This is a genomic window from Egbenema bharatensis FJBBOT/2019 (genome assembly GCF_048077055.1).
Classification (GTDB): domain Bacteria; phylum Cyanobacteriota; class Cyanobacteriia; order Elainellales; family Elainellaceae; genus Egbenema; species Egbenema bharatensis.
Genome location: NZ_CP182236.1, coordinates 441,962 through 454,959, shown reverse-complemented (window position 1 = coordinate 454,959; position 12,998 = coordinate 441,962). Strand labels below are relative to the sequence as shown.

11 protein-coding genes and 1 pseudogene are annotated in these 12,998 nt (G+C 48.8%); 7 read left to right on the top strand and 5 right to left on the bottom strand.

Annotated features, from left to right (window positions below; all coding sequences use genetic code 11):
* The first annotated feature begins 46 nt into the window (after nt 1-46).
* The 4 genes and pseudogenes from ACM1PF_RS02000 (at nt 47) to ACM1PF_RS01985 (ending at nt 3,300) form a co-directional block, all read left to right on the top strand.
* Nucleotides 47-1,410: pseudogene (locus ACM1PF_RS02000) on the top strand (PQQ-dependent sugar dehydrogenase).
* A 51-nt stretch (nt 1,411-1,461) separates the two neighbouring features.
* Nucleotides 1,462-2,289 carry an undecaprenyl-diphosphate phosphatase gene (locus ACM1PF_RS01995; RefSeq protein ID WP_416671925.1) on the top strand — a complete coding sequence of 276 codons (828 nt, stop codon included), beginning with the start codon at nt 1,462-1,464 and terminating at the stop codon, nt 2,287-2,289.
* A 122-nt stretch (nt 2,290-2,411) separates the two neighbouring features.
* Nucleotides 2,412-2,927: a hypothetical protein gene (locus ACM1PF_RS01990; RefSeq protein WP_416671923.1), complete on the top strand. Its 516-nt coding sequence runs from the start codon at nt 2,412-2,414 to the stop codon at nt 2,925-2,927.
* Nucleotides 2,920-3,300 (top strand): phage holin family protein, encoded by a 381-nt coding sequence (locus ACM1PF_RS01985; RefSeq protein WP_416671922.1) that lies wholly within the window; start codon nt 2,920-2,922, stop codon nt 3,298-3,300. Before ACM1PF_RS01990 ends, ACM1PF_RS01985 begins: the two co-directional genes overlap by 8 nt.
* 430 nt (nt 3,301-3,730) lie before the next feature.
* Here the strand turns inward: ACM1PF_RS01985 and ACM1PF_RS01980 are convergent, their stop codons facing one another.
* Nucleotides 3,731-3,928 carry a DUF4278 domain-containing protein gene (locus ACM1PF_RS01980; protein WP_416671920.1) on the bottom strand — a complete coding sequence of 66 codons (198 nt, stop codon included), beginning with the start codon at nt 3,926-3,928 and terminating at the stop codon, nt 3,731-3,733.
* A gap of 175 nt (nt 3,929-4,103) precedes the next feature.
* Nucleotides 4,104-4,721, bottom strand: coding sequence for a DNA-3-methyladenine glycosylase (locus ACM1PF_RS01975; protein ID WP_416671918.1), 618 nt, complete (start codon nt 4,719-4,721; stop codon nt 4,104-4,106).
* An 87-nt stretch (nt 4,722-4,808) separates the two neighbouring features.
* Here ACM1PF_RS01975 and ppk2 point away from each other — a divergent pair, with 87 nt between their 5' ends.
* Both ppk2 and ACM1PF_RS01965 read left to right on the top strand, forming a co-directional pair.
* A complete protein-coding gene (ppk2, locus tag ACM1PF_RS01970) occupies nt 4,809-5,798 on the top strand; it encodes a polyphosphate kinase 2 (RefSeq protein ID WP_416671917.1) in 990 nt (329 codons plus the stop codon).
* Between the two features lie 108 nt (nt 5,799-5,906).
* On the top strand, nt 5,907-6,422 hold the full coding sequence (locus ACM1PF_RS01965) for a hypothetical protein (protein ID WP_416671915.1): 516 nt from the start codon (nt 5,907-5,909) through the stop codon (nt 6,420-6,422).
* A 131-nt stretch (nt 6,423-6,553) separates the two neighbouring features.
* Here ACM1PF_RS01965 and ACM1PF_RS01960 read toward each other — a convergent pair whose 3' ends face one another.
* Nucleotides 6,554-7,651, bottom strand: a complete 1,098-nt coding sequence (locus ACM1PF_RS01960; protein WP_416671913.1) for an FHA domain-containing protein — start codon at nt 7,649-7,651, stop codon at nt 6,554-6,556.
* An 8-nt stretch (nt 7,652-7,659) separates the two neighbouring features.
* Here ACM1PF_RS01960 and ACM1PF_RS01955 point away from each other — a divergent pair, with 8 nt between their 5' ends.
* Nucleotides 7,660-7,800 (top strand): hypothetical protein, encoded by a 141-nt coding sequence (locus tag ACM1PF_RS01955; protein ID WP_416671911.1) that lies wholly within the window; start codon nt 7,660-7,662, stop codon nt 7,798-7,800.
* Between the two features lie 160 nt (nt 7,801-7,960).
* On the opposite strand, the gene ACM1PF_RS01950 is transcribed toward ACM1PF_RS01955, so the two are convergent.
* Both ACM1PF_RS01950 and ACM1PF_RS01945 read right to left on the bottom strand, forming a co-directional pair.
* Complete coding sequence (locus ACM1PF_RS01950; RefSeq protein ID WP_416671909.1) at nt 7,961-10,129, bottom strand: EAL domain-containing response regulator; 2,169 nt, start codon at nt 10,127-10,129, stop codon at nt 7,961-7,963.
* Nucleotides 10,110-12,863, bottom strand: coding sequence for a hybrid sensor histidine kinase/response regulator (locus ACM1PF_RS01945; protein WP_416671907.1), 2,754 nt, complete (start codon nt 12,861-12,863; stop codon nt 10,110-10,112). Before ACM1PF_RS01945 ends, ACM1PF_RS01950 begins: the two co-directional genes overlap by 20 nt.
* Nucleotides 12,864-12,998: the final 135 nt, after the last annotated feature.

The window sequence follows — 12,998 nt, the reverse complement described above, 5'->3', positions numbered from 1 at the left end:
CTCACCGCAGAAACTCCCTCCCAAACACGGTTACACCCCAGGATAGATGCCATCGGTCTATCAGTCCCTTGATGATACCTCTGTGCAGGTTGTGTCTGAGGGCAGATTTTCCCGACAACCAACTACTTTATTGAGAGTGAGTGGGGTGTTTTGTAGTATGAGTATTCGACTGAGACAACTATCAACCTTAACTGCTGCCCTGCTACTGGGTGCCCTCTGTGCAGTGCCAGCGATCGCCCTTGAGCCGGATGCAGAAGAGGATTTGGGGGAGACGACTCAGCTAGGAGAAACCCTGCGGGAAGTTGCCACTGAAGATACACAGTATGAAGAAATTCGCGTCGTTGAAATTGCCCGTGGATTAGAGCATCCCTGGGCTGTGGCATTTTTACCGGATGGGCGGTATTTGGTCACTGAGCGTCCGGGAAGACTCAACATTATTGAGAATGGTCAGGTCATTGAGGTTTCGGGGGTTCCTGAAGTCAATGTTGAACGGCAAGGTGGATTACTGGATGTGGTGCTGCATCCCGACTATGAAACCAATGGTTGGATTTATATGACCTATTCCAAACCCAACAACGATGGTGAAACGGCGACAGCTCTGGCACGAGGTCGATTAGACGGCAACACATTGGTTGATGTAGAAGATGTGTTTGTGCAAAACCGCTATTCTGAACCCGGTCAGCACTATGGCTCTCGGCTTGCCTGGACTAATGAGGGACAGATCTTAATGACGATCGGCGATCGATGGTTTGAGCCTCTACGCGCCCAGGATTTGACCGATCATGCCGGGAAGGTTTTAAGGCTGAACGAGGATGGCACAGTACCCGTTGATAACCCGTTTGTGGGCAACCCAGATGTCGCGGATGAGATCTACACCTACGGCAACCGCAACATTCAAGCCCTTCTGGTGAACCGGGAGACGGGTGAAATTTGGGCTGTGGATCATGGCCCACGGGGTGGAGACTTGCTCTATCAAATCGAAGCAGGGAACAACTATGGTTGGCCCTGGTAACTCGCGGATTGGACTATGACACCGAAGAACCGATTCCCGAGTCAGTGGCTCGTCAGATGGAAGGAATTACAGAAGCATTTTATGAATTTCTACCTACCCATGCTCCATCGGGCGTAACGCTAGTAACTGCGAATCAATTTCCATCCTGGCAAGGCAATCTTTTGGTGGGCGGACTTGCCAGCCGGCGGATTCGTCGAGTTCTCTTTAATGAACAAGAAGTGCTCCATGAAGAGGAATTACTGTTGCAGACTGTTGGACGAATTCGAGATGTACGTGAGGGCCCAGATGGCTATATCTATGTACTCACGGATGAGGAGGATGGTGGACTCTACCGAATTGAGCCTACGGAATTAGCCGATGACGATGATAACGATGAGGAGGATATTGATACCGTCTAATTGTAATCTGATCAACGGTTCCCCAGACAATCGGTAGAAGCGCATCAACCAGTGAATTTAACTCAAGAAATACTGCAAGCGATCGTCCTGGGATTGGTTCAGGGCATTACTGAATTTTTACCCATTAGCAGCACGGCCCACCTGCTAGTGGTTGCCAGAGCCTTTGGATGGACAGCGGTGGTCGGTCAAAGATGGTTTGCTGCTGCGATCCAGTTTGGCAGCGTACTGGCAATCCTATGGTATTTTCGGGCGGATCTGCGCCAGGTTTGGGTGGGAGCATGGTCTGCATTTCGGGCAAAGGCATGGCACCAGGAAGAATGGAAACTGCTGGTGGGTCTGGCGATCGGAGTGTTACCAACCTTAATGGGGGGATGGTTGATCACAGAATTTTTCCCTGAAAATGCATTCAGTGGTAATTTGCTGATTGCCATTACTTCCATTGTCATGGCCGGTTTACTGGGTTTAGCGGAACGCACGGGGCAACGAAAACGCAGCTTTGACTCCCTGACCATTCGAGATGGACTATGGATCGGTCTGGGGCAAATGGTGGCTCTGCTTCCAGGGGCATCTCGATCGGGTTCGACCTTAACCGCTGGACTGTTCTTAGGGTTAAAACGGCAGACCGCTGCCAAATTTTCGTTTTTGTTAGGGTTGCCCACTCTGACGATCGCCACCTTACACGAATCGCAAGCAGTCCTGATCCGTCCAGATACCGCAGTTTCTTTACTGGTGGGAATCGCTTCTGCCTTTGTCTTTTCCTATGGGACGATCGCCTGGTTATTACACTACTTACAACACCACACGAACTGGATATTCATCTGGTATCGCCTGGGTCTTGGCATATTTCTGCTGCTGGGGATGACAATGGAATTGTTTTAGGACAGCTTTTGGGCGATACAACACACAGAACATCGCGTCAAAGTCCATCTCTGTAGAGAGGTGGATTGATAGCTTTATTGATATACTTTCAGTGACAGCAACCTTATTAAAACCCTTATTAAATGAGCAAAACTAGAAATAACATGGGCAAAAAAGCAAATAAAAACTCTACTTTAGCAACCCTTTCACCCAAAAAATTTAGAAAACAGTTCGATCGCCTGACTCCACTGATCCTGGAAGAATGGCAACAGTTGGAGTTAGATGAACTGGTCGAGACTCAAGGAAACCTAGACTCTGTTGTTGACTATATTACCAGACAAACTGAACAAACACGCACCTTAGTTAAAGACCAACTACATGAGCTATATCAGTTAGCAAAAACCGAAAAAACTGAAAAAATAAAAGCTGTTCAGTCCGACCTGGCTCAATTGCAAGATCAAATGCTACCTGCCGTTGAAAAAACGCTAGATCTGCTAGAAAAACGCGCCGAAACCGTTTTAGCTCAGATGGAACAAGGCGTACTTGCCGATGTGAAAGATCGAGTCCGAGAAAAACCAGGAACCAGCTTACTAACCGCCTTAGGAATCGGGTTTTTAATTGGATTAATCGTTGGAGGTTCAAATCGTGGTCGTGGATGACGTAATCGGAACCTTAGGAACATATGGTCAACGGAGCCTGCAACTTGTCGTCCGATTGGTAGACTTGCACCTGGAAACCGCCCAACGAGAACTTGCCCGTGAACAGCAGCGCATTGTTGCCGCAGCGATCGTTCTCTCCATTGGCGCGACCCTATTGATGACGGGGTTTGTATTACTGCAAGCCTTCATTGTGTTATTTCTGTACAGCCGCCAGCAATATTGGTTAACCACTGCCATTGGTTTGCTCAGCTTTGATTTCCTGATCGGCATTCTATTCCTGATCCTTGGAACTCGTCAACTGCGCGGTCCTTATATGATTGAAACGATCGCCCAACTTACTAAAACCACATCTATGCTGTTAGAAGAAGAGTAATCGGGTGTAGCCCAAATTTGCTTTTACATAACAAATATCTCCCTGGCAGGCAAGACTTCGGCGTGAGTGCTCAGCCGAACGCTGCCTGCGCTACGGAAATTGATCAATTTGCATCAGTAGAATGCTCCCTTCCCATCATCCTATCTGTTATGGCTGTAGTCACAGTAGTTAGGACAAATTTAGAGGTAAAAGCCCCGCAGCGCGGGGCTTTTACCTTCCTAATCTCAGTGCGTAGCACTATAAAAAACTCTGACAATCGTAATTTTTTGTAATCAGGCCTACGTGCCACTGCAATATCTGGATTCTGCAAGGTGAAAAGTTGAAGACTGGCAGTAAAGTTCTACCAAGTTCTTCAACCTCTCACCCTGGATCATCCGTCCATCCTAGATCAATCGTCCATTACGGATCAATATTGCCCTTAACGTCCGTCTTAACGAAGACTCATGTAAGCCACACCACGATACTTCAGAGGGATAGCGGTTTGCAAAGTCCGTTGGATGCCTGAAAACTGAAATGCGATCGGTACACCCCGGTAGATTCCAGTGGTATTATTTTGCTTTATTTGAATACCAGCTTCATTTTCAAAAGCATTCATTTCATATTGAGCAGCGCGGTAAACTAGTTGCATGGTTTTGTCCTCTGAAGGTGAAAACGTTGTTCATGTCTTAGTTATAAAATTTGAATCAACAACAGTCGATACAGGAAAGTTAAGGACTTGGCAGGCAATTTTCTCCTTAACTTTTATGGAAATTGGTATAGACGATCGACCTCAATGTTAAGGACTCATTTCAGGACTCGTGCCATCAACCCTTTCGGGAAACCGCTGGGCTATCCGTCAAATACCACCGCCAGGGCAGATCCACCCCTTTAGTTAACCCAATTCGCGTTGTTTGAGTCAGCGATAATTTGTCCTGATCCATCTGCTGCTGAAACCAGGGATAACGATGTTCCAACCAGAGTCCCTGTCCCGGTTGGAATGGAGTTGCATTGAGCGCCAGATCAATCTTGAGGGCCCGACAAAGTTTGCCCGGCCCGGCAGCCACCCGATCGGGCTTCAGGGATTGGGGAGGAGTAATCCAATCGGGCAGAGTGTCCAGTTGTAGAGCACGGATCAGCACCGCACTGGGAATCTCCGCTCGATCGGTAACAATGTTAAGGCAATGATAAATTCCATAAATTAAATACACATAGGCAATTCCCGCTGCACCAAACATCACCCGATTCCGAGCCGTTGGACGACGGTAGGCATGCATCGCTGGATCTTCAGGTGCGTAGGCTTCCGTTTCCACAATGACTCCCCGAAAGCAACTTCCATCGGGCATTTGTCGGACGAGGGTACAGCCAATGAGTTCAGGTGCAATCTGCGTCGAATCACGGCTTAACCATTGGGCTGTAATAGGAGAAGGTGAGTTGAAATCCATGACAGATTAGCTGGCAATTCTGGGAATGGACTTATATTGTAGATATAACGAAGCCTGGGTTGAGTCCATCCCTAAGCAGTTGAAAAAATGAAAAAACACTCCAAGAAGCAAAAGTCCAAAAAAATAGAAGCGTTAGAACAGGCTAAGAACTCCCATAATGGATCATCTGATGAAGTAAATCGTGAACCCTTTGTGGAGCAGAATGGTGAGTGGTCAAGAGAGCCTATCTACTCTGCCGCAGATTATCTCAATGTAAACCTGCCGAGATTGAAGCGATCGTTTTATGAAGAAGAACTGATCCACTTGCAGACTGAATTAGTGAAACTGCAATACTGGGTCAAGCATCATGATTTGCGGATTGCTATTATCTTTGAAGGACGAGATGCTGCTGGGAAAGGCAGTGCCATTAAGCGAGTGATAGAACCCCTGAATCCGCGCGGCTGTCGGGTGGTGGCATTGGGTAAACCGTCGGATGTGGAAAAAACCCAGTGGTACTTTCAGCGATATGTGGCCCATCTTCCTTCCGGCGGAGAAATCGTAATGTTCGATCGCAGTTGGTACAACCGGGCAGGGGTAGAACGGGTCATGGGCTTTTGCACTGAGGCAGAATATCAGGAATTTATGCAGTCCTGTCCCGAATTTGAGCGGATGCTGGTGCGATCGGGCATCATTTTGCTGAAATACTGGTTCTCTGTCAGCGATGAGGAACAGGAGAAACGGTTTCAGCAGCGAATCAAAGATCCAGCCAAGCGATGGAAGCTGAGTCCAATGGATCTGGAATCCCGCGATCGTTGGGAAGACTACTCCAGGGCCAAGGATGAAATGTTTGCCCACACGAATATTCCTGAAGCCCCCTGGTTTACGGTCAATTCCAATGACAAACGCCGATCGCGCCTCAACCTGATTCGGCACATCCTGTCTAAAATTCCCTACCAGGACATCACCCCAGAGGCCCTTGAACTGCCTCCGCGTAAACCTCCCACCCACGGCTATGTCCGCCTCCCCATCAATGAGCAATTTTTCATTCCAGAATACTATTGGGATCCCAGCGAGGATCTCGCTCATGAGAGGGGGTAAGCAGCATAACTTTGTTGGCGATCTATACCTTGGGATAGGCGTAAATTCTGCATAGATACTGAAAGATGAGGAGCATAGAGCATTGCTACTTTCATTTTTATACAGCGCATGACAAATGATTTTAGAGACAGAAAGCAGCCGAATAATTCTGAAACGTTGGGGCGATCGCGTCCGCTCGTTCATGCGCTGAACCGCATGTTGATCACCCTGGCCCATGCTCTGCTGATCAGCACCAGCATCATTCTAGTGATCCAGTCCTTTGCCCTCAACGTGGAAACTGGAGTCCGCAGCCTGGCTGCCGCAGCCCTGCCCCCTATCATCATTACTTATCTGACATTTTTTACCCGTTCCCTGAGAGCACCCGTCCAGCTCCCCCCAGCCCTGTACTTTTTCATTGCAGCGATCTGGATGATCACGCTATTAATTCTGGTGACTGTCCTGACAGAGTACGGTTACAGCTATGGCTACACGGTTGGTGTATTCATCTTTTCATTAACCTTCAGCGGCTTGCTCTTTCTAGCTCGAAACATTCCTTTTCCATCACTGCTCTCCACATCCTATGGCATTGTGACGGGGCTTCTGGTCTACACGCTGATTTTTGGCATCCCCTTTCTGGATCCCTAATGGGCAACGACTGGAAACGGCTGGAAACGACCGGAAAGGTTAGGAATGCGAATTGAATAATTGCAACTCTTGTAAGGTGGGTATCTGGCTCGCCCGGTCAGCAAAGTAACGGGCTATTGGATTCACGACCCTCAGGACAATTGCAGCATCCACTCATCATCTCCAATCTTAATGACTGCCCCACCGTCCAAAGGAGCAGGCTGATTGCTGACTAACCTCTGCTGATTGAGGAACGTCCCATTCGAGCTACCCACATCTATCAATTGATACAAAATTGCCCCATCCGGAGTCAGGCTGCGTTCAATTCGAGCATGGTAGCGCGAGCAGAAAGAACTTTCAGACACCAGATGGTTGTCTGGCTCCCGACCGATCGTAAAAGGATTGGTCGTCAGGGGAACGATCGCCCCAGTTTGCTGATGCACCAGATGAGCCGTTGTAGAGTCTGTCGTAGGTGCAAGGGTAGTGGGGGGCAGCGGACGACGCTGGGCGGGAGGCTTGCCAGAGAGAGATTTAGCATCCCTGGCACCCGGAAACCAGGCCGTCGCTGGTTGGTCGGATGCAGCGTTGCGCTGAGGAGTAGACGAGGGATCCGATGAAACACGCTGAGTGCCTGCTGGATTCGATCGCCCCAGTTGCTGAAGGGTGGCCTGGTGGGAGGCTTCCTCTCGCGCTGTTAATCCTTCCACCTGCCGTACGACTCCCCGCGACTGGGGAAAACTGATATCCCCCACACGCACATCGTCCAGGTTAAACCCCAGCAGATAAAATGTATCAGGATGGCTGGTTAAATATTGCCGAATTTCGACCCGGCCCTGCTGAAGCAACTGATCCAGCCGCAGATCGTTGATCACCACCCCCAAAAGATCTTTCACTGCACTCGTCAAAGAGCCGATCGGATCAGATAGCTCCAGGGCAACCCGCTTCGGGTCAATAACCTGATACATCACGCTCAGGGAAACGTTGACGACATACTGATCTTTGGACAAAAAATCACCCTTCGACAGCACTTCCAAATTGCGCACTTTATTGTCTACCAATACCAGATGGCATTGCTCCAGAAGTGGCAGCGCAAAGCTGAAGTGTCGTCCTGGCTCCAATTTACGGATGAGTTGACCATTCTTTACCAAAAGCCCGACATACCCTGCTCCAATAAAGTCCATGCTCCACCCGGCCCATCGCTCAGGAGAAAGGGTTTGGATCAATGGAGAAGGGTCACTGGGTAGGGACATAGCATTGCTTGAACAACCTGCACTTACAATCCTACAGCGATCGGCTTTTAGCCTGCCAGCTTAGACCGCTAGAAAATACGGGAGAGCATCCCATTGATGCAAATGGGTCGATCGCCGCAGCGCAGACAGCGTTTCGACGGCTCGAGTGAGCCTCGCCGAACTCTGAGCACTCAAGCCGAAGTCTTACCTGCCAGTGGGCAATAGGCCATGCAAATACAAAACTGAGATATACCCAAAAATATGGTAGCTCAGGATCCAGCCGTTTAGGGAGCGGTTTAGGGAACGGTTTGGGGAACGATTGAGAAGAGTTCAGGAAGAGCACGCCCTGTTCACCCAGTGGTCTGCCTGCTCTTGATCCAGCGGCCGCGCAAACAAATACCCCTGTCCCAACTCACAGTTCAGTGCCTTCAGGCGATCGAGCTGTTCAGTGGTCTCAATTCCCTCAGCTACAACCTCCATGTGTAACGTATGGGCCAGGGTAATGATGGTCTGGACAATGCTGTCATCCTTCTTGCCATGACTCATCTGCTGCACAAAGGTGCGATCGATTTTCAGGGTGTTGATGGGAAACTGATGTAAGTAGCTCAGGGATGAATATCCGGTGCCAAAGTCATCAATGCTAATCTGCAATCCCCGCTCTCGCAACTGTAACAAGCTGGTTTTAATCGATTCTGTATTCTCCAGCAGCGTACTTTCGGTAATTTCCAAATCTAAACATTCTCCGACCAGTCCCGTTTCTGCCAAAATTGCATCCAATTGGGTGACAAAATTGGGTGACTTTAACTGTTTCCCGACCAGGTTAATGCTGACCGTTAGGGCGGCAGATCCAGCTACCGCCTGCCAGATCCGCAACTGTTGGCAGACTGCCTGCAATACCCAGGTTCCCATCGGCACAATCAAGCCAGAATCTTCTGCAACCGCAATAAAAGTGTCTGGATAGACTAATCCCCGTTCCGGGTGCTGCCAGCGAATTAACGCTTCAAATCCTACCAGGCGTTGAGTCACTAACTCTACGATCGGCTGATAGTGAAGGACAAACTCTTGCTGCTCCAAGGCTCGTCGCAAATCGCTTTCTAGCTGCAATCGTTCCAGTGCTTGCTGATGCATTGCCTTATCAAACACCTCATACCGATCGCGCCCGCTTTCCTTCGCTCGATACATGGCAATATCAGCATCCCGCAAGAGATCTACACCGCGATGATAATCTACTGAACCTAAGACAATGCCAATGCTGGCGGTAGTGTACACCGTATGACCTTCGATCTGGAAAGACGATCGGAGTTTTTGCTGAATCCGTTCTGCAACTTTGGTCACATCTGTTAAACCCTGGATATCGTCTAACAATATCGTAAACTCATCCCCACCCAACCGAGCGACTGTATCCGTTGTCCGCAGGCAGGATTCTAATCGACGGGAGACTTCAATCAGGAGCTGATCACCAATCAAATGACCCAAACTATCATTCACCACCTTGAAGCGATCCAGATCGATAAACAATACACCAAAACAGTATTCCGCTGTGCGGCTAGCGTGCTTAATGGCTAGCTCAATCCGTTCCATTAATAAATGGCGATTCGGTAAACCAGACAGGGCATCGTGTAAAGCATCATGGCTCAGTTGTTCCTCAGCCCGAACTCGATCGGTAACATCCCGTGAGGCAGATTGAAACTGCACAACCTGTCCTGATGCATTCCAGATCGGTTTAAATTTAGTTTCCAGCCAAATGTATTCTCCCGTTTTCTTTTTGACTCGGTAAATAGACGAAACTTCTTCACCACGTAAAACAGGTAAGTACACCTCTAAACGAACTCTTTCCTGATCCTCAGCATGGATAAGATCGTAGGGAGTGGTTTCCAACAGTTCATCCAACTCATAGCCCAATACGGTATGACACGATGGGCTGAGATAGAGGTACTGGGCCTTTAATCCGTGAACACAAACCAGATCGCTCATATTTTCGGCAATCAGGCGAAATCGCGCCTCGCTTTCCTGAAGTTGCAGGTTTTGCCGCTCCAATGCTTCAGTTCGTTCCCTGACTCGTTGTTCCAGCGCAGTATTCAGCTGCCGGACTTGCTGATTCGCTGCTTGTAAACTGAGGTGGGTTTCAATCCGCACCAACACTTCTGCGGCTTGAAAGGGTTTAACAATGTAATCCACGCCCCCGACAGCAAATGCTTTAACCTTGTCTAAAACCTCTACCAGGGCAGTCAAAAAAATTACAGGAATTTCGCAGGTGCGCTCATCCGTCTTGAGGATCCGGCAAACTTCATAGCCGTCCATCTCCGGCATCAAAATATCCAGCAGGATTAAATCAGGCACAACCGATCGCGCCACCCGTAAAGCCATTGCGCCACTCACTACCCCTCGTACCTCATACCCCTGCTCCGTCAATGTGGTAGCCAGCAATTGCAAATTTTCTGGCGTATCATCTACGACTAGAATCGTACCTTTTGATGAATTAGTTAGGGGAGTATCCATCGCGTTGCTCAACTAGACTGATGATTTTGTCACAACGGAAGTTCCGAACCCAACTGGATAAGGTTGTGATTAAGCGGGTCTCCGTAATGGGGATTTGACCAATCAACCGCAACAACCATTGATTGTCTGCCTGATTAGCTGCTTGATAGAGTTCTTCAACCCAAATATCCGGCATGATTGCCAGATCAGCAGGTTGTAGCTCTTGGACAGGCAAATCAGATGACAACTGCGGCAGCACTTCTTCATAAATATATTGCACTCCCAGGTGTTCAGCCATTTTTTTCAGGATGATTTCTTCTTGAACTGGTTTGCGAACAAAATCATCACAACCCGCCGATAAAATCACCGATCGCTCCTCTTCCATCGCACTTGCGGTCAATGCAATGATGACAGTTGCCTGGCCTTGCAAATGGGATTTAATACGCTGCGTTGCATCATATCCATTCATTACAGGCATACGCATATCCATCCAGATCAGGTGTGGTTGCCATTGCTGCCAGACTTCTACTCCCTGTTGTCCATTTTCTGCTTCGCGCACCTCAAACCCCAGTGGAGCCAATAACCGCTGCATCAATTCTCGGTTTACTGCCCGATCGTCTACGACCAACAGGCGATAGGTGGGCTGATTGGGAGCTAAAGCCGTAATGCGACGGGTTGGCTGTGGCACAACTACTTCTCCTGCATCGACCAAGTCCACCTGGATGAAGAAGGCAAAGGTTGTTCCCTTCCCCGGAATACTCTCAACCGTAATCTCTCCTCCCATAATCTGCACAAATTCTCGGCTAATGGGTAGCCCCAATCCAGTCCCCTGCTGAGATTTTCGCCCAGCTTCCGTTTGAGAAAACGCCTCAAACAGGGTAGGAATTTCTTCTGGACTGATGCCCAGCCCAGTGTCTTCAACTCTGAAGGTGAGCGTCTGGGACGCAGATAAGGGGTTAAGCAGAGGGGACGAACTGACTTTTAAAATGACGCTACCGTGTTCCGTAAATTTAATCGCATTGCCCAATAGATTGATTAAAACCTGACGCAGTTTACGCTCATCGGTACGAATGTATTGGGGGACGCGATCTGAGATACTGAAAATTAACTTCAGTCCCTTGACCCTGGCGCGTAGATGGAACATTCTTTCCAGGGTGTTGAGCAACATATACAAATCAAAGTTAGACTGATTCAGAGTGATTTGTCCTGCTTCAATTTTAGACATCTCCAAAACATCATTAATTAATTCCAAAAGATGTTCACCACTTTGGCTAATAATCTGTAGTTCCGATGTATCAGTCCCAGGAGAAGCACGGCGTGATAACAGTTGTGTAAATCCCAAAATTGCATTGAGCGGCGTTCGCAATTCATGGCTCATGCGAGCTAAAAATTCACTTTTTGCCTGGTTCGCAGCATCGGCAGTTTCTTTGGCCGCCTTAAGTTCGATCGTACGTTGTTCTACACGGCTTTCTAAGTCTTCAAACGATTCCTTCAGTTGGGCTGCCATTCGATTAAAGGACTGCGATAGCACTTCCAACTCAATAATGCCGCTAGCTGCTTCTACCCGCTGGTCAAATTCTCCCCTGGAGAGGGATTTGGCGGACTGATTCAGGCGCAGAATGGGCTGAGCAATCCAGTGGGAGGTTCGAGAACCCAGCAAAATGGCAACAACCAGAGCCAACATGCAGAGCGCGATCGTTTTCTGGGTATTTTTTTGTATGGTTCCCATGAAATCAGCTTCAGGCACCACAACGACAATCAACCAATCAATCCCTCGACCATCCTGATAGGGCAGCACCTGTAAAAACTGCGGTTGTCCGTCCAACTGAAACTTGAGTTGCGTCGATTGATGAATTTGCTCAAAGTTGCCAAACTGCTCTATTAAATAATGAGCAGTGGCACTGAGTAGTGTATCCGAGCTAGTGAGGGCATCAATGCGCTGGGCTGCTCCTGCCTCCACCAGAAACGGTTGATCCAGGGTAGAACTGGCCACCAGGAGTCCCGATCGCTCAATGATAAAGGTTTGTCCTGTTCTGCCAATCTCCAGGGTTTGTAAAAAGTCGCTGACCTGTTCCAGAAAGAAGTTGTTGGCAATGACACCCTGCAAACGACCGTCAGAATTGTAAATGGGCATACTGGCCGGAATCGCCATGGTGGGAAAAGCCTGAAACGTAAAAATTTCTCCCCAGGTTGGCTGTCCTGACTCCACGGCTGCGACATACCAGGGACGGCTTTGCACCACAAAATTAGGCGTTTCTTGCACCAGTTGCAGCGGATTACCCTGAGCATCGGAGTGATAAAACCGCAGGAGTTCAGGCTGCGATCGTTCGACCAAATGAACCTGCATCGGTCTGCTGCGCCCGAGGGGAAAACCACCCCCTGCGAACTCTCCCTCCGCGCTACCGTAATAGACAAAATTGACTGGATCGAAGGATTGAGACTGACGACAAAAGTAGCGTTGTAGGGTCGGTAAGTCGGTTAAATCCAGCAGTCCTAGCTCGATCGCATCCAGCGTAGACTGATTCACCAAAAATGGCATCGCCAAGTACTGATCCAGTCGTTGCTGAATTCGAGCCGTGGTTTCCTGGCGCAACTCAGCCGCCACCTCATTGACTGCTCGTTCACCATTGCGAAGCGAAAGATATCCCGTCAGCCCTACCGCTGTTGCAATTTGCAGCACAAACGGTACGATCAGCACTGATTGTATGGGGAACTTGTGGACACCTAACCGATGCTGAAAAGACGGTGTACTCATAACGCCTTGTACTCATAACGCCTGACATTTAACTGTAGAACACTGGTATAAAGACAACAGGCGATCGTTAGGAAGACAAGATGCGGTAAATTGAACAAACCTGCTCAGGATCCCACACGATAACAGCCCTCTCCT